The 15173-nt window shown below is 66.2% G+C and carries 19 protein-coding genes; 12 read left to right on the plus strand and 7 right to left on the minus strand.

Translation table 11 applies throughout. The features are described 5' to 3' along the window. The 7 genes from RH90_RS12480 to RH90_RS12505 form a co-directional block, all read left to right on the plus strand. Positions 1-397: hypothetical protein (locus RH90_RS12480; protein WP_010186026.1), on the plus strand; the 397-nt coding region annotated here is incomplete at its 5' end. Continuing rightward, on the plus strand, positions 394-906 hold the full coding sequence (locus RH90_RS12485) for a hypothetical protein (protein ID WP_010186027.1): 513 nt from the start codon (positions 394-396) through the stop codon (positions 904-906). The genes RH90_RS12480 and RH90_RS12485, both read left to right, overlap by 4 nt. Further along, the gene (locus RH90_RS23480; RefSeq protein WP_157134588.1) at positions 896-1042 is read left to right on the plus strand and encodes a hypothetical protein; all 147 of its coding nucleotides are present in this window, start codon (positions 896-898) and stop codon (positions 1040-1042) included. The genes RH90_RS12485 and RH90_RS23480 overlap by 11 nt, the downstream gene beginning before the upstream one ends. Further along, positions 1032-1613, plus strand: coding sequence for a glycoside hydrolase family protein (locus RH90_RS12490; protein ID WP_010186028.1), 582 nt, complete (start codon positions 1032-1034; stop codon positions 1611-1613). Before RH90_RS23480 ends, RH90_RS12490 begins: the two co-directional genes overlap by 11 nt. Then, a complete protein-coding gene (locus RH90_RS12495; protein WP_010186029.1) occupies positions 1610-1873 on the plus strand; it encodes a Pam3-gp28 family putative phage holin in 264 nt (87 codons plus the stop codon). Before RH90_RS12490 ends, RH90_RS12495 begins: the two co-directional genes overlap by 4 nt. Positions 1874-2234: 361 nt before the next feature. Further along, the gene (locus RH90_RS12500; protein ID WP_010186030.1) at positions 2235-3026 is read left to right on the plus strand and encodes a DNA adenine methylase; all 792 of its coding nucleotides are present in this window, start codon (positions 2235-2237) and stop codon (positions 3024-3026) included. Between the two features lie 56 nt (positions 3027-3082). After that, positions 3083-3382 carry a hypothetical protein gene (locus tag RH90_RS12505; protein ID WP_010186031.1) on the plus strand — a complete coding sequence of 100 codons (300 nt, stop codon included), beginning with the start codon at positions 3083-3085 and terminating at the stop codon, positions 3380-3382. A 471-nt stretch (positions 3383-3853) separates the two neighbouring features. On the opposite strand, the gene RH90_RS12510 is transcribed toward RH90_RS12505, so the two are convergent. Further along, positions 3854-4273 (minus strand): hypothetical protein, encoded by a 420-nt coding sequence (locus tag RH90_RS12510; protein ID WP_010186032.1) that lies wholly within the window; start codon positions 4271-4273, stop codon positions 3854-3856. A gap of 30 nt (positions 4274-4303) precedes the next feature. Between RH90_RS12510 and RH90_RS12515 the strand changes: the two genes are divergently transcribed. Further along, the gene (locus tag RH90_RS12515; RefSeq protein ID WP_010186033.1) at positions 4304-5527 is read left to right on the plus strand and encodes a tyrosine-type recombinase/integrase; all 1224 of its coding nucleotides are present in this window, start codon (positions 4304-4306) and stop codon (positions 5525-5527) included. A 215-nt stretch (positions 5528-5742) separates the two neighbouring features. Here RH90_RS12515 and RH90_RS12520 read toward each other — a convergent pair whose 3' ends face one another. The 3 genes from RH90_RS12520 to RH90_RS12530 all read right to left on the minus strand — a co-directional run bounded on the left by RH90_RS12520 (position 5743) and on the right by RH90_RS12530 (position 8831). Then, positions 5743-6522 carry a hypothetical protein gene (locus RH90_RS12520; RefSeq protein ID WP_157134589.1) on the minus strand — a complete coding sequence of 260 codons (780 nt, stop codon included), beginning with the start codon at positions 6520-6522 and terminating at the stop codon, positions 5743-5745. A 404-nt stretch (positions 6523-6926) separates the two neighbouring features. Further along, a complete protein-coding gene (locus RH90_RS12525) occupies positions 6927-7967 on the minus strand; it encodes an aldo/keto reductase (protein WP_010186036.1) in 1041 nt (346 codons plus the stop codon). Positions 7968-8381: 414 nt separating this feature from the next. Continuing rightward, positions 8382-8831, minus strand: a complete 450-nt coding sequence (locus tag RH90_RS12530) for a hypothetical protein (protein WP_010186038.1) — start codon at positions 8829-8831, stop codon at positions 8382-8384. 194 nt (positions 8832-9025) lie between these two features. On the opposite strand from RH90_RS12530, the gene RH90_RS12535 reads away from it, so the two are divergent. Together RH90_RS12535 and trxB are read left to right on the plus strand one after the other, a co-directional pair. Then, positions 9026-9406, plus strand: a complete 381-nt coding sequence (locus RH90_RS12535) for a VOC family protein (protein WP_010186040.1) — start codon at positions 9026-9028, stop codon at positions 9404-9406. A 100-nt stretch (positions 9407-9506) separates the two neighbouring features. Further along, positions 9507-10472: a thioredoxin-disulfide reductase gene (trxB, locus tag RH90_RS12540; RefSeq protein ID WP_010186041.1), complete on the plus strand. Its 966-nt coding sequence runs from the start codon at positions 9507-9509 to the stop codon at positions 10470-10472. Positions 10473-10512: 40 nt separating this feature from the next. Here the strand turns inward: trxB and RH90_RS12545 are convergent, their stop codons facing one another. Genes RH90_RS12545 through RH90_RS12555 form a run of 3 tightly spaced genes read right to left on the minus strand, consistent with a single transcriptional unit; the run spans position 10513 to position 12264 of the window. Beyond that, positions 10513-11280, minus strand: a complete 768-nt coding sequence (locus tag RH90_RS12545; protein ID WP_010186042.1) for a hydrolase 1, exosortase A system-associated — start codon at positions 11278-11280, stop codon at positions 10513-10515. Continuing rightward, positions 11268-11981: a hypothetical protein gene (locus RH90_RS12550; RefSeq protein WP_029625283.1), complete on the minus strand. Its 714-nt coding sequence runs from the start codon at positions 11979-11981 to the stop codon at positions 11268-11270. Before RH90_RS12550 ends, RH90_RS12545 begins: the two co-directional genes overlap by 13 nt. 10 nt (positions 11982-11991) lie before the next feature. After that, positions 11992-12264, minus strand: coding sequence for an acyl carrier protein (locus tag RH90_RS12555; protein WP_010186045.1), 273 nt, complete (start codon positions 12262-12264; stop codon positions 11992-11994). 104 nt (positions 12265-12368) lie between these two features. On the opposite strand from RH90_RS12555, the gene RH90_RS12560 reads away from it, so the two are divergent. Beyond that, on the plus strand, positions 12369-13868 hold the full coding sequence (locus RH90_RS12560) for an AMP-binding protein (protein ID WP_010186046.1): 1500 nt from the start codon (positions 12369-12371) through the stop codon (positions 13866-13868). Then, entirely contained in the window at positions 13865-15091 is a 1227-nt protein-coding gene (locus RH90_RS12565) for a pyridoxal-dependent decarboxylase, exosortase A system-associated (RefSeq protein WP_010186048.1), read from the plus strand. The genes RH90_RS12560 and RH90_RS12565 overlap by 4 nt, the downstream gene beginning before the upstream one ends. Positions 15092-15173: the final 82 nt, after the last annotated feature.

Here is a 15173-nt window from a genome sequence, read left to right on the forward strand (position 1 = left end):
CGACCTGTGGAGCGATGCCGCTCGTATGGGCGGGCGCACCATGGACACGCCGGCGCTGCTGCATCCGCTTGATGTCCAGGCGGCCGCCGAGTGGGGCTACGTGCGCTCTGTATTTGCTCGCATCTTCGTAACCGCGAACACCACCAACCGCGTCGTAAATCCTCCCTACTGGGTCGAGCGACCGCTCTTCTCCTACCCCCCGTCTTGGTGGCCGCTTGGTCCTTCCCGCCATGAGGTGATCAGCAGCGAGGGATGGCCGGTATACGGGTATCTCATAACCGAGCGCTCTGGCTCAGGTGAGCGGGCGACGCAGGTGCTCAAGGGTGACGATGGGTCCAGGCGCGAGCGCGATATGATCTTCTCCGGCGGCGCCTACATCTGGGGAGACTGGTTGTGACCGAGGACATCCCGAGCCGGGTAAGGGCGCTGGAAAGCAGCGTTACCTCGATTGGCAACGACCTGAAGGATGTGCGTGCCGATGTCAGCAGCGTCGCCGGCAAGATCGACAAGCTAGTTGACGGTCTGACGCAGACCGACGGCCGCGTCGCCGAACGCGCGCAGGCGGTAAAGTTGGAGATACGCGAAGAGGGTGATCGCAAGGCCCGCGACCGTTCCGAGCTCTTCAAAAGCGGGGCGGTGCTGCTTGGCGCAATAGGCTTAGTCGTAGGCGCGTTCGGCGGGCCGTATCTGGCTAAGCTCGATGCGACGTCGACCGGTCAGCGCGAGACAACGACGGCGGTATCGGCCGTCCGCGAGGTGCTCGCTCAGCAGGGCGCCGAGATCGCACGCAATCGCGACAGCCTGGATACGTCGCGCGACCGCAACCGGCGCCAGGATGAGCAGCTGATCGATATCAATACGCGCGTTGCGCGGATCGAGGGCGCACGCGCCAACAATGCCCGCTGAGCCGCTCGACGACTTCGACGCCGGTATCCTCGAACTGACCCAAACCTACGACGCCGCCGCGGCGCTCCCGCGAGGCGACGACATTGCTGCGCGCGCGCCGCGCCGGCCCGATCAGGAGAACATCGATGCTGAATAAATCGACGCAGACAGCGCAACCGCCGGCGAAGTCTCCGCGCGCCGGCGCGACCCTGATCGGCATCGTCGGCGCCGCTGTTGCGGCCCTGTTGATGCAAGCGATTCCCGCCGTCGAAAGCGGATCTCGGCCACAGCTGAAGGCCTATCGCGACATCGCTGGCGTTTGGACGATCTGCGATGGCGACACGGAGAACATCACGCCGGGCATGGTCGAGACCCCGGCAGGATGTCACGTGCGGCTCGACACCCGGCTGACGCGAGATTTCGCCCCGGCCGTGCTGAAACGGGCACCGGCGCTGAAGGGGAACGAATGGCCGCTCGCGGCCGCAACCGTGTTCGCCTTCAATGTCGGCGTGGCTGGCTGGAACGGTTCGACCGCTGCCACGCGCTTTGCAGTAGGGGACTTCGCTGGCGGTTGTGCAGCGCTCGGCCCCTACTTCGTCGTCACCGATGCGAAGGGCAAGCAGACCACGGTCCCGGGTTGGATCAAAGCAGGCGGAAAGGTCTCGCAGGGCCTGATCAATCGGCGCACGGCCGAGCGAACGCTGTGCCTGACGGGGAAGCTGCGATGAGCGAGATCTCCGCACCCGCCGCCACGGTATGGCGCGCGATCGCCGGCGCCGTCGTTCGTTCGCTCCTCAAGATCGTCGGCACCGCACTCGTGACGCGCGGCCTGGTAGACCAGGGCACCGTCGATGGAGCCATACCGATGCTCGCCGAAGAAATCGCTGGCAGCCTGCTCGTCGCCGTCGCGAGCGGGTGGTCAGTCGTCCGCGCGGCGATCAGCCACACGCGCTTCGCCGCCGCCTGGCGCGCGTTCCGCGGCGAATAGTGGCGCTGACGCGCACTCGACGTATCTCGGTCGCCGTGGCATGAACCGACCGCTGCTCTGAGCTTAGCCGTTAAGAGTGGCCCGCGCGCGCGGTTGATTCCTGGGTTCCGGTTCGCCGGGTGGCCCGTGGAATAGAAGACCCTTCGGGGAAATACGCGGGGCGTAGTTCCCAGGAATCCTACGCGGCTAACCACCCGGTTCGGGTCGGTCGGTCGCGTAGCGATTTTCCAAATTTTCGCGGCCACCGGCCGCCCTTTATCCTGCTGCTGACACCGGCAGCCAGGTGCTCGCCGATCGCGCCGATCGGCGGCTCATCAGCGCGCGTAGCCGACGTGCTTCTATCCTCAAGGACGAAGCCTGAATGAGTGCATCAACGACCGTTCGTCCACCCGCGCCTTATCTCGGAGGCAAGCGCAACCTCGCCAAGCGTCTCACCGCGATCATCGCCGAGACGCCCCACCGGACCTACGTCGAGCCGTTTGTCGGAATGGGCGGCGTCTTTCTCCGCCGGCGCGCCGCGGCGCCGGTCGAGGTCATCAACGATCTATCCGGCGACGTCGCCAACCTTTTTCGCATCGTGCGACGTCATTACGAACCGTTTGTTAGCGAGCTCCGCTGGCTGATCGCCAGCCGGGCAGAATTCGAACGGCAGCGGTCGATCGATCCCCGCCTGCTCACCGATATCGAGCGCGCGGTCCGGTTCCTCTATCTGCAGCGACTAGCATTCGGCGGCCGGGTCGCCGGCCGTACCTTCGGCGTTCGACGCGACCAGGATTCGCGGTTCAACCTCGCCAGCTTGCGCGCCGAGCTAAAGCTGCTGCGCGATCGGCTCGCACCGGTGACGATCGAGCAGCTCGACTATGCGGATGTCATTCGGCGATACGACAGCGCGACGACGCTATTCTTTCTCGATCCGCCCTATGACGAGACGACCGGCTACGGCATCGACTTCGGCCGGGAGCATCATAGTGCGCTGGCCGAGCAGCTCGCTGGCATCAGCGGCGATTTCATTCTGTCCATCAACGACACGCCCTTTATCCGCGACGTGTTTAAAAGCTTCGCGATCACCGAGGTGGAGACGACCTGGTCGCTATCATCGGCGGCGGCCGGCCGCGGCAAGAGGGTGACCGAGCTGATCATTCGCAACCGCTAGCGGTGTTCCTATAATGTTCTTGCCGAATCGTGCCGCCACCGTGCATCGCGATCGGCATGGGCACCAAGGTTCCGAAAGCGGTCGGGGAGTACAGCGCATTCGATCTCGACCTTGGCGTCGTCTGCGGCGGCTGCGGGCGCGTCGCGGTATTCCAAGGTTTTGAGGTCGATGCGTTCTTCAAGGCGCGCGGCGTGCGAACGTCATTACCCGTCGATACTCGGCTCTTCAGCTGCCGGTGCGGATCGAAGGACATCACCACGATCGGTGTTCCTATCGCCAATCGGCCGGCGCCTTTCTCGCTTCTGGGTAAGCGCCTGGTCCCGATCTATATCATGAACCCAGGCGTGAAGCGGTGACGATGTGGGTATCGCGGCTTCGAGAGCGGGTATCGTACCCGTTCTCGTCCCCGAAACTGGCGGAAAACCGAGCGTCATAGCAACCGGGGCGGAGGGTACCTCCGCCATTTCGGGACGGTGGCCGGGCTATTGTCAGCCGGCCCGGCGAGGCGGCGAGGAAATCGTGTTACCGAACGTCGGTTTCAGAGCGATTAAGGTACGCCAACGCCGGATCATTTCGCCAACCGACGCGATTATACCGGTCGAAAGCCTCTGCCTCTGTTCCAGGCTTAGGAATGACTGTCTTAGCGACAGCGTCCACCTCGTGCTCAGCCAAAAAGTCGGCCTCAATCCATGAGGCGCTCTGCACACGGCTAAGGCGATGCCAAACTTTTGCGCCGCAGTGAGGGCAGTCCTCTGGCATGTATGCTGGGCTCTTGTCCGGCATAGACAGGCACAGGTCGCCCCTGCAGCATGGATATTCACCGAAGATCATCTGCGATGCTCGTATTCGGAGAAGCGCCAGGCCATGTCGCTCCGGCTCGCCGCCGGCGGGGGCTCGGTCGACATGTCCCTCTCGATCGCGACAAGCTCGTCTCGGATGCCGGCGATCCGCTTAGTCCACCATGCCTCGATCCAAGAATGATCGAATAGGGTCGCGCCCTCCCGATTCGTTCCGCCGCGGCCCCTAGGATCTAGGTCCGGCGTCATCACCGAAACCCTTACGTCGGCTTTCCCCGATTCCTCCAGCTTTCGCTTGAGGAGCATCCTGTCGCGAGCCGTGGTGACGACTATGACGTCGCCCGGCCGCGCGCGCAGCAGCAAGCTCTCAGTTCGGCCGGACCTGCGGCTCGACTGCTCAAACACGATCCGCGCCATCGTCATGGCCGCGCCGAGCCCGTGATCTTCCATCGCAAATTCCAGTCCCCAGGAGCATTGTATATGCTGACCAACGCCGCGGTGAAAGCCGCGCGGCCCCGCGCGGCCGCCTATAAAATGGCTGACGCGCAGGGCCTATATCTCCACGTCGCGCCGACGGGCACGAAATCCTTCCGAATGCGGTATCGCGACCAGGCCGGCCGCGAGCAGACGCTCACCTTCGGATCGATCGCGCTGGCTGACGCCCGGGCCCAGCGCGACGCGGCGCTCGAGCGGCGCGCGCGCGGCGACGATCCGCGGCCGCGCGCGATCGCTGCTAGGACTTTCGAGGAAGCCGCGCGCGCCTGGCACGCCCACCGCACCGACGGCTGGTCGCCAGTCCATGCCAGCGATGTCATCGAAGCGCTCGAGCGCGACGTCTTCCCGGCGATCGGCGCGGCTGCGCTCGCTTCGATCACGCGGCCGGCCGTGCTGCAGCTGCTCGAGCGCGTCGAGGCGCGCGGGGCGATCGAGACAGCGCGCCGACTGCGCCAGCGTATCGAGGCGGTATTCGAATTCGCTCGAGCACGCGGTTGGACGTCGATTGAAAATCCGGCCGACGTGCGCGAAGCGCTCGCGGCCGCGCCGGCGAGCGGGCGCCAGGCCGCCCTGGTCGACGTCGATGAGCTGCGCGAGCTCGTCGACGCGGTCGCGGCGCTTGACGCCTCGCCGATCCTGCGCCTGGCGTCGCGGTTCCTGGCGCTGACGGCCGTTCGCCTGGCCGCGCTCCGCGGTATGTGTTGGGGCGAGGTCGAGGATCTCGACGGCCCAGCGCCGGTGTGGCGCGTGCCGGCGGCGCGCATGAAGCTGGGCGCGGCGCGCAAGCTCAATTCGGTGAACGACCACCTGGTGCCGCTGTCCTCTCGCGCGGCCGGCGTGCTCCGCGGCGCGCGCGCGATCGCCGGCGGCGGCCCAGACGTGGCGGCGCTGGTATTTCCCGGCCGCGGCGCGAAAGACGCGGCGATCGGCGCCGGCGCGATCGGAGATCTCTACGTGCGCGCCGGTTTCGCTGGCCGACATGTCCCGCACGGGTGGCGCGCCAGTTTCTCGACGGTGATGAATGAGCGCCGGCCGGACGATCGCGCCGATATCGATCGCGCACTGGGCCACAAGCCGAAGGGAATGACGAAGGTTGAGCTCGCGTACAACCGGGCCCAGCATCTCGCCGCGCGGCGCGCTCTGCTCGAGGAGTGGGGGGCGCTGATCGCCCCCAATTCGGACGATATCGCGGCTGGGCCGCTCGGGTAGCGCTTGCGGCGAAGTGGCACAGAAAATGCCGTGCGCCCCCCGGGCAGCACCCGATCGGCCATAGCCGATCGGTCCACCGCGGCGTCTTGGTGACGTCGCAGACTGGGGAGGGGGCCTATCGGCCAGGAGGGACTTCAAACTACGCGCGCCGAAGGCGCTCCTTTCAATCTTAAACTCCTGTGGTGGTGGACTCTCTAAATACTAGAATCGCGAAGCTACGAAGTAAGAGGGGCGTTGCCGCGGGCAATCATGTCCTGGGCGGCACTGTTCGCGTAATGCTCGTGGCGTGCAGAGGCGCTACCGTCGGTCCTGGCGGCTTTGGCTCGCGATCCGGCGGCAGCGGTCACCTCGTGCTCCGTCGGCTCCCTGGGCGGCTGCACGGGCGGCAGAATGATCTCGCCGAGCTTCTCGAGCGCTGCCCGCACCCGCTTGGCGACCTCTCCAGGCAGCTTCAGGAAATATGCGTTGTTGATTTGGGTGTTGCGCGCGCCGCCGGTCTCCGCATCGAGGAGCGGTACCATGCGACGCCATTTCTCGATCAGGTGCAGGCTTTCGAACTTCTTGATCGCGTCGTTCAGCGTCTGCGTGGTGCAACGCGCCATCGCGCAGATTTGCGAGAACGCGTAGTCGAGTCGGCCGGTGCGATAGTCACGCGCGTCGTGCAGCACCTCGAGGATGATCTTCTGCTTCGGGGAAAGCAGTCCCCAAGGCTTGCCCTTGACCTTGTGCTCGTCGGCCCAGGCAAAGATCTGCTGCAGTCGTGTCTCTTTCTCGACCCGCGGGAAGACGTTGTGATGCCGCCAGCCGCGCAGCTCGGCCTCGCCAGCCAGGCGGCTGTGAGCCAGAACCGCGCAGCTGCCGCGGCGCTTGCCCGTAAAGCTGAAGCCGAGGCTATGGACTAGGCCTCGCACCTTCTGGCGCTGGACGCGGCCGGCGTTCGCCGCGGCAAGGCTTGGTGATGAAGCGGCGGTAGATAGGTCTTTGGCAGTAGCCATCGTTCGGCCCCCGGGCACGAATTCGCGGGACGCACGAAACCGCCGCCAGAAGCGCGTTCGCTTCGACGTCGGACGTGCGGATGAGGTAGCTGGTCGATCGACCCGCTACGGGGGGCCTGTTGGAAAGCTTGGGACGGCAAACGGCCGTCTGCGTGGACCCGGGCTCAGGTCATGATGGAGCGCACCGGGTGATTACGTGGGTAGCGATCCTTCGCTACCATCCTTTTATGTGCTGGCGTTTGTCCGATATCCCACTTTGTCACCCCGGGCTTGTCCCGGGGTCTACCACGATGTGCGCGATGACTCCGGCAGCGTTCGCGGCACGGTGGGCCCCGGGACAAGCCCGGGGTGACGGGTGGGGGCCAATGAGCGGCCCGCCCGCAAAGGCGAACCGGGCGCGGGCGTCAGCGCATCTTATCAAGCAGCGCGCGGCGATATTCGCCCTGACGCTCGAACATCCAGCCGGGATATTCAGCAGGCAAAGCGCTTGCTTCGCCGAGCTTGGCGAGAGCGTCGGCCGAAAGCTCGACCTTGATCGCGGCGAGATTATCGGTCAGCTGGTCGGGCCGCTTGGCGCCGACGATCACGCTCGACACCGCCTTCTGGTGGAGCAGCCAGGCGAGCGCCACCTGCGCCACCGAAACGCCGTGCGCCTCAGCGATCGGGCGCATCACATCGATGATCGCATAACCGCGATCCTTGTCGATCGGCGGGAAATCGAACTGTGCGCGGCGGCCGTCGGTCTTGCTCTCGTCGGCGCGGTCGTACTTGCCCGATAGGAAGCCGCCGGCGAGCGGGCTCCACACCATCAGCCCGACCTCCTCGGAGTCGAGCATCGGCACGATCTCGCGCTCGAGATCGCGGCTGGCGATCGTGTAATAGGCCTGGAGCGAGGCGAAGCGATGCAGCCCGAGCCGCTCGGAAATGCCGAGCGCCTTGACGATCTGCCACGCGGCCCAGTTCGACACGCCGATATAGCGCACATGGCCGTGCTGGACGAGCGTATCGAGCGCGCGCAGCGTCTCCTCGATCGGCGTGGCGGGGTCGAACCCGTGGATCTGGTAGAGATCGATATGGTCGAGCTGGAGCCGCTTGAGGCTCGCCTTGCACGCATCGATCAAATGATAGCGCGAGGCGCCGCGCGCGTTGGGGCCCGCCCCCATCTCGCCGAACGCCTTGGTCGCAACGACGATCTCTTCGCGCTTGAGCCCGAGGTTGCGGATCGCCTGGCCGGTGATCTCTTCCGAGCGGCCGTTGGAATAGACGTTGGCGGTGTCGATAAAGTTGATCCCGCCATCGATCGCGCCGCGGAGCAGCGCATCGGCCTCGTCCTGGCCGAGCTGGCCGATCTTGCCCCACATGTCGTCGCCGCCGCCGAAGGTCATCGTGCCGAGGCACAGTTCCGAGACGAACAGACCGGTGCGGCCGAGTTTATTGTAACGCATGGAGAAGTCCTTCCGGGCCGCCCGCGGGTCGTAGGGAGGCGGCCAGCATTAAAGCATGACGCGCCGAATGGCTCCAGCCGACTGTACCGCACGCGCTACGGACCGCACGGGTCATCGCGGGTGCGGGTGGGTCTCGATATGCGTGATCAGGCTGCCGAAGGCCGGCGTTTCGGGGAGGATGTAGGCGATGCCGTTGGCGGGGCGGAACAGCGGCGAACAAGGCGTTGCAATACTGGATCACATTCGCAAAACGATTATAGATTCTGCCGCTATCGGTCTGCTCCGCGATACCCGTAATGACCGACGTGGAGTCGTCCAACTTTGATTTATCATGGTCAAAGCCAGAATCCTGACGAAGGCGACCCACGCGGTTTTGCAACCGAGGTCCGCGGCATCGCTTCCCCGAGCAAAACCCTAGTCGCGCAATTCGGGGAACAGCTTTTCGATCTCGCCCCGCAAATCCGCGGGACCAGCGTTAAGACCGAATTGGTCCAAAACGGCACAGATCAATCGCGTCCGGAACGGTCCGACACCTGGGATCGACTCGAGTCCGGACTGGTCGGGGTCGGCGATTCGATCGGCGAGCGCGCCTAGCGTGCGATATCCGGCGCGCATCAAAATGTTGCGCAACCCCGCGGGCAGCGCTGATCGGCCGACCGGCAGATCGCGCGCGGTTGCCCCCGGCATCGTCGTCTGCAACCGCGTCTGCCCGGCCTTCTCGCGCTTGAGGGTACGGCGAATATGGCCGAGCTGGCTCGTCGTCAGCCCCAAGCGGCGTCCGATGGCGCGGTACGGCATCGCCTCAGCCCGCAACGCGCGCGCGGCGGCAAGGTTGATGCTGACCTGTTCGAGCGGACTGAGCATAAGCGATCGGCGTTCCTTCAGGGGCATTGGAGATACGGCGATGGGCGGCGTCGCGACAAGCGCGTTGGCGCGACGCGCTGTGCGCGATCACGCAACGCGACTGGGCCACACGCCGTATCTTCCGTGACCGTGTCAAATACGCTAGCCGCGCACGATAGCGCGGCACGACGCGCGGCCAACCTACGGAGTATCCCATGTTCAGCCATGTCATGGTCGGATCGAACGATCTCGAGGCCTCGCGCGCCTTTTACGACGCGACGCTCGGCGCGCTTGGCGCCAAGCCGGCGATCGAGAGCAATGGCTGGCTCGTCTATGATCACGCCGGCGGCCGCTTTATGGTGACCAAGCCGATCGACGGGGCACCGGCCTGCCATGCCAATGGCGGCACGATCGGCTTTGCCGCGACCTCGCCCGAGCAGGTCGACGCCTGGCATGCCGCCGGCATCGCCGCGGGCGGCACCGCAGTCGAGGACGATCCCGGCGTCCGCGACGCCGGTGTCGCCAAGCTGTATCTCGCCTATCTCCGCGATCCTGCGGGCAACAAGCTGTGCGGCTTGTATCGCATGCCAGCCTGATCGCCCACCGCGCGCCCTTGCGCGCGGTCGGCGAACTCCCATCTCATTGGCCGGTCCGTCGCTCCCCTAGAGGCGGCGGTCCGACAGGACGAAAGCCATCATGACCACCCATCACACGCGTATGCTGATTCTCGGCTCGGGCCCGGCGGGTCTATCAGCCGCCATTTACGGCGCGCGCGCCGGGATGAAGCCGATCCTCGTTCAGGGCATCCAGCCCGGCGGGCAGTTGATGACGACGACCGATGTCGAGAACTATCCCGGTTTCGCCGACGTCATCCAGGGCCCCTGGCTGATGGAGCAGATGCAGAAACAGGCCGAGCATGTCGGCACGACGCTGATGTACGACACGATCGTTGCGGTCGACCTGACGCAGCGTCCGTTCCGGCTGACCGGCGACAGCGGTGACGTGTATGAAGGCGACGTGCTGATCATCGCGACGGGCGCACAAGCCAAATGGCTCGGGCTCGACAGCGAGGACGCGTTGAAGGGCAAGGGCGTCAGCGCGTGCGCGACCTGCGACGGCTTCTTCTATCGGGGGAAGAAGGTCGCGGTGATCGGCGGCGGCAACACCGCGGTTGAAGAAGCCTTGTACCTCACCAACCATTCACCCGACGTGACGCTGATCCACCGCCGCGGCTCGCTCCGCGCCGAGCGCATCCTCCAGGAGCGGCTGTTCGCGCACAAGGGCGTGACGGTGCTGTGGAACAAGGAAGTCGACCAGTTCGTCGATGGCGGCGGGACGGCCGGGCTCGTCGCGATCGATCTCGTCGATACGGTGACGGGCGAGAAGTCGCGGCTCGATACCGAGGGCGGCTTCGTCGCGATCGGGCATCATCCCGCGACCGAGCTGTTCCGCGGGCATTTGAAGCTCGACGAGGACCATTATCTGTGGGTCGAGACAGGCTCGACGCGTACCAGCGTACCGGGGGTCTTCGCCTGCGGCGACGTGATGGACAAGGTGTACCGACAGGCGGTGACCGCGGCGGGGACGGGGTGCATGGCGGCACTCGATGCCGAGCGCTTCCTTGCGGAGGCCGAGTTCGAGCTGGCCGAGGCGGCGGAATAGGGTTTGGCGCTTTCTCCACCCCGCTAGCGGGGTGTGCGCGCTAGCCGCGCAGAAGTGCTGCGACGATCTGCGCTTCGAGCCACGCCGCATCGGCGGGGTGCGCGAAGCTGTGACTGTCGGTGTCGCACAGCGCGACCGGGCCATCCCAAGTCTCACGGAACGCGATCGCGGTATTATCGCGGGCGGCAAGCAGGATGGTCGTGTCCCGCTCGCGCGCGGCCAAGGCGGCGTGAAGCCGGTTTGCGAGGCTGTCGGCGACCTCGACCTTGGTCTGCACAACCTTCGCCAAGCCTTTGGCGAGCTTGCTGAAGTTTACACTGCCGCGGACCAGCCGGCGCCATTCGCGGGGATCTTTGAGCTTTTCCGCGTAGCGCGCGCGAATCGCTGCGGCCGGGGGGAGCTCGTCGGGCTGCTCGATCACCCAGGGATTGGCGAGGATCAGCCGATCGATCCCCGCCGCCGCGCCGAACAAGGCGAGCGCGGTCGCGGCGTCGCAATTGCCGAAGCCTACGAGCCGGTCGATCCCCGTCTCGGCGCGGAACGTCGCTGCCGCGCAGGCGATGTCGGGACCCGACGTCAAGAAACCCCCATTGATCCCGGTCGAGTCGCCAACCCCCCGCCGGTCGAAGCGCAGGACCGGGATACCCCGCGCAGCAAGCCGCTGCGCAAGCAAGGCCATCCCACGATGCGCGCCGATCCGGATTTCGCTGCCGCCAGAAACGATCAGCAGCCCGGTTGTGCCCGGCGCCGAGTCGAGTGTTCCATACAGCGTGTCGTCGGAGCAGGAAAAACGGATCACGCTTCGCATCGGGTGATCCAGTCGGCGATGTCGTCAGCCAGCAGTGCGGCAAGCGCCGCGTCGGTGTCGGGCTCGGCGCGCCGCCACAACGGTGGGCCCGGCACATGGCGATCCGCCGGTAGGGCGTCGGTCTCAAGCCGCACCGTGCGTACAAACCCGCCATCCGCGGTGGTCCAAACGGTGTGATCCGAGAGGTCGGTCAGCAGATCGCGCGCGATCCGGTTGCCTGCGATCTCGAGGTGCGCCTTGCTTTCGGTAGCTTCGCGTTCGTCATGCGTCGCGTCCGGTCGACCGGCGCCTTGCCGAATTCGGTAAAGCTCCCGCGACAAGCTCGGACCATCCTGCGGCGAGAGATGCCAGCGACCGCGCAGTCGCGTGCTTTTGGCGATCAGCGCGCCGCTCCGGATGGCAACGCCATAGCACGCGCGGCCGCCGGCGTGCTCCTGCGCGATTGCGTCCGCCAAGCCCTCGCTGAAATCGACCATACCGCATGCTTCGAGCGGAACGAGGCTCTCCCCCTGACCCGGTACGTCGGGAAGCATGCTGCCGATGCTGCGCCGCGCCAGCGCGCGACAGATCGCCACGGCGAAGGCACGTACGCGATTCGCCTCCTCGAACAGCGGCAGAGCGACCACCGCGACCGGCCCGTCCGCCGGTCCGAAACGCAGCATGGCCTCGCGGCCGCCACGCGTTTCGTATGAGTCGATCAAGCCGCAGCCGTCATCGCGGCGTCTTGGCCGCGGCGAAGCGGACGAGGCTGCCATAGCTTTCGAGCATCTCGCCATCGACCTCGTCATCCTCGATCAGGATGCCGAGCCGCTCCTCGATCTCGGTCAGCAGCCCGGCGACCGCCATCGAATCGAGCTCGGGCATCGCGCCGAACAGCGCGGTGTCAGCGGTGAGCGACGCGGCGCGCGCCTCGCTGAGCCCGAGCACGTCGCGCAGCGTCGCGCGGACGGTCGAATCGATTTGGTCGTAATTATCTGGAAGCACAAGGACCCCGGTTTCAGCCGTTATGTTGCACCGCGATAGAGACTGGGCCGGTCGATGCCAAGAGCAGGCCCTTCACAGCCGTAGCACGCGCGCTATCAGGGGGCATGCGCGCGCTTGATCCTATGCCACGTCCCATCGATACGCTGCCGGCATGCGGACGCGGCGATGCGGCGGCGTTGGTCGACCGCGCGGGGACGCTCGATTTCGACGGTCTCGAGCGGCTTACTGGCGAAGTGGCGGCATGGCTGACGGCGCAAGGCTATCCCATCGGCGCGCGTGTCGCGAGCTGGTTGCCCAAGACTCGCCTCGCATGCGTGCTACCCATGGCGGCGCCGCGCGCGGGTTTGGTGCACGTGCCGGTCAACCCGATGCTCAAGCGGGCGCAGGTCGCCTATATCCTCGCCGACAGCGGCGCTGCGGGACTCGTGACGCAGGCAGGCAGGCGGGACACGGTAGAAAATGGCGATATTCCAGCGGGATGCACGCTGTTCCTCGAAGAAGACGTTAGCGCGACGGCGCGAACCCCGCCATCGCGCAGCGCCCCCGATACGCTGGCCGCGATCCTCTATACGTCGGGGTCGACCGGACGTCCCAAGGGCGTGATGCTCAGCCATGCCAACCTCTGGCTTGGGGCGGTCAGCGTCGCACATTATCTCAAACTCACCCCCGATGACCGGGTACTCGGCGTCTTGCCGTTGAGCTTCGATTACGGCCAGAACCAGCTGTTCTCGACCTGGGCTGCGGGCGCGCGCTATGCCCCGCTCGACTATCTGACGCCGCGCGACGTGGTGAAGGCGGTCGAGCGCGTCGGTGCGACGACGCTTGCGGGCGTACCGCCGCTCTGGCTGCAACTGCTTGAGAGCCAATGGCCGGATGCCGTGGCAAGCTGCTTGAAACGGCTTACCAATTCCGGCGGCGCGTTGACCGCACCGCTCATCGCCGGATTGCGGGCGACCTTCCCGCGGGCCGATATCTACCCAATGTATGGCCTCACCGAGGCGTTCCGCTCGACCTATCTCGCCCCCGATCTGGTCGCCGCGCACCCCGAATCGATCGGCCGCGCGATCCCGTTCGCCGAGGTGATGATCGTGCGCCCCGATGGTACGCGAGCAGCAGCGGGTGAGCCGGGCGAACTCGTCCATGCCGGGCCGTTGGTCGCGCAGGGCTATTGGCGCGATGCCGAACGCAGCGCACAGCGCTTCCGGCCTGCGCCCGCCTGGTCGCAATCCGGCGGTATGGCGGTCTGGTCGGGCGACACCGTCGTGACGGATGCCGATGGTTTGTTGCGTTTCGTCGGGCGCGACGACGAGATGATCAAGAGTGCGGGCAATCGCATCAGCCCGACCGAGATCGAGGAAGCGGTCGTGGCGGGTGGCGAGACGGTCGAGGCCGTCGCGCTCGGCGTCCCCGATCCGCGGCTCGGCCAGGCGATCGTCGTGGTCGCGCGCGGCGACGGTACGCGCGAGGCGGACTTGCGCACGCGCTTGCGGCGCGATCTGCCGAGCTTTCAGCAGCCCAGCCGCTACGAGTGGCGGGTCGAGCTCCCGCGCAACGCCAATGGCAAGCTCGACCGGGCAGCGATCAAAGCGGAACTGACGACATGAAACCGATGGGCGCGATTCCAACCGACTTTGCGACCCAACCACTTGCGATCGCCGGCCGCACTGCCGAGGATTGGGTTGCGGCGGCGGGCGATACGCCGCTGTTCGTCTATGACATGGCGGTGGTCGCCGCTCGGATCGCGCGGTTTCGCGCCGCCTTTGGTGGCATCGACCTGCATTATGCGATCAAGGCCAATCCGTTCGCACCCTTGCTTGCGGCGATGGCGCCGCTGGTCGACGGCTTCGACATCGCTTCGGGGGGCGAACTGACGATGGCGCTTGCGGCGGAAAAGCCGCCCGCGACGATCAGCTTCGCCGGCCCCGGCAAACGCGACGACGAGCTGACCGCGGCGATCGAAGCCGGCATTACGATCAATCTCGAGTCGGCGAGCGAGGCGACCCGCGCGCTCGGCATTGCCGACCGGATCGGTGTCACGCCGCGCCTCGCGATCCGCGTCAACCCCGAGATCGAGCTGCGCGGATCGGGGATGCGGATGGGTGGGCGCGCATCGCCGTTCGGGATCGATGCCGATCGCGCGGCAACGGTCGCGCGCGACGTGATCGCGGCGGGGGCGGACTGGCGGGGCTTGCACATCTTCGCAGGTTCGCAGGCACTCGACGCAGGGGCGATCATCGAGACGCAGGCGGCGACGATGGCGCTCGCCGGACGTCTCGCCGAGCAGATCGGCGTCATGCCGCCTCTGGTCAATCTCGGCGGGGGCTTCGGCATTCCCTATTTCCCCGGCGAAGTACCGCTCGATCTCGCTGCGATCGGCGAGGCGTTGCGCGAAACGCGCGCCAACCGCAGCCCGGCACTCGGCGATACACGTTTCGCGATCGAGCTCGGGCGCTGGCTCGTCGGTGAGGCAGGGGTCTATCTCACGCGCGTGATCGATCGGAAGGAAAGTCGCGGCGAGACCTTCCTAGTCGTCGACGGCGGGCTACATCATCAACTCGCCGCGACGGGCAATCTGGGTACGGTGGTCAGACGCAACTATCCGGTGAGCATCGCAACCGCCTCCGCCGATACGGCGACGGAGACGGTCAGCGTCGTCGGCCCGCTGTGCACCCCGCTCGATCGCCTTGCCGACCGCGTCACGCTCCCGATCGCGCAAACGGGGGATCTGGTTGCGGTGTTCATGGCCGGCGCGTATGGCCTGACGGCGAGCCCGACGGCGTTTCTCGGGCATTCCTATCCGCGCGAATTGCTGGCCGGGCATTCCTAACGGTATATTCACCCCTTTCGCACCATATCTGCGCAATAGCCGTAGCTTGCTCATCCGGGTCAGACGTGACGCGGGTCGGCAG

The sequence above is a fragment of the Sphingomonas sp. PAMC 26605 genome (genome assembly GCF_000241485.1).
Lineage (GTDB): Bacteria > Pseudomonadota > Alphaproteobacteria > Sphingomonadales > Sphingomonadaceae > Sphingomonas.

Bases quoted from the DNA above. Each gene is read 5' to 3' on its own strand.
- RH90_RS12560 (WP_010186046.1), top strand. From the start codon at position 12,369: ATGCGCGCGCTTGATCCTATGCCACGTCCCATCGATACGCTGCCGGCA.
- RH90_RS12495 (WP_010186029.1), top strand. From the start codon at position 1,610: ATGAGCGAGATCTCCGCACCCGCCGCCACGGTATGGCGCGCGATCGCC.
- RH90_RS12565 (WP_010186048.1), top strand. From the start codon at position 13,865: ATGAAACCGATGGGCGCGATTCCAACCGACTTTGCGACCCAACCACTT.
- RH90_RS12530 (WP_010186038.1), bottom strand. From the start codon at position 8,831: ATGCTCAGTCCGCTCGAACAGGTCAGCATCAACCTTGCCGCCGCGCGC.
- RH90_RS12510 (WP_010186032.1), bottom strand. From the start codon at position 4,273: ATGGAAGATCACGGGCTCGGCGCGGCCATGACGATGGCGCGGATCGTG.
- RH90_RS12545 (WP_010186042.1), bottom strand. From the start codon at position 11,280: ATGCGAAGCGTGATCCGTTTTTCCTGCTCCGACGACACGCTGTATGGA.
- RH90_RS12490 (WP_010186028.1), top strand. From the start codon at position 1,032: ATGCTGAATAAATCGACGCAGACAGCGCAACCGCCGGCGAAGTCTCCG.
- trxB (WP_010186041.1), top strand. From the start codon at position 9,507: ATGACCACCCATCACACGCGTATGCTGATTCTCGGCTCGGGCCCGGCG.
- RH90_RS12515 (WP_010186033.1), top strand. From the start codon at position 4,304: ATGCTGACCAACGCCGCGGTGAAAGCCGCGCGGCCCCGCGCGGCCGCC.
- RH90_RS12500 (WP_010186030.1), top strand. From the start codon at position 2,235: ATGAGTGCATCAACGACCGTTCGTCCACCCGCGCCTTATCTCGGAGGC.
- RH90_RS23480 (WP_157134588.1), top strand. From the start codon at position 896: ATGCCCGCTGAGCCGCTCGACGACTTCGACGCCGGTATCCTCGAACTG.
- RH90_RS12520 (WP_157134589.1), bottom strand. From the start codon at position 6,522: ATGGCTACTGCCAAAGACCTATCTACCGCCGCTTCATCACCAAGCCTT.
- RH90_RS12535 (WP_010186040.1), top strand. From the start codon at position 9,026: ATGTTCAGCCATGTCATGGTCGGATCGAACGATCTCGAGGCCTCGCGC.
- RH90_RS12505 (WP_010186031.1), top strand. From the start codon at position 3,083: ATGGGCACCAAGGTTCCGAAAGCGGTCGGGGAGTACAGCGCATTCGAT.
- RH90_RS12525 (WP_010186036.1), bottom strand. From the start codon at position 7,967: ATGCGTTACAATAAACTCGGCCGCACCGGTCTGTTCGTCTCGGAACTG.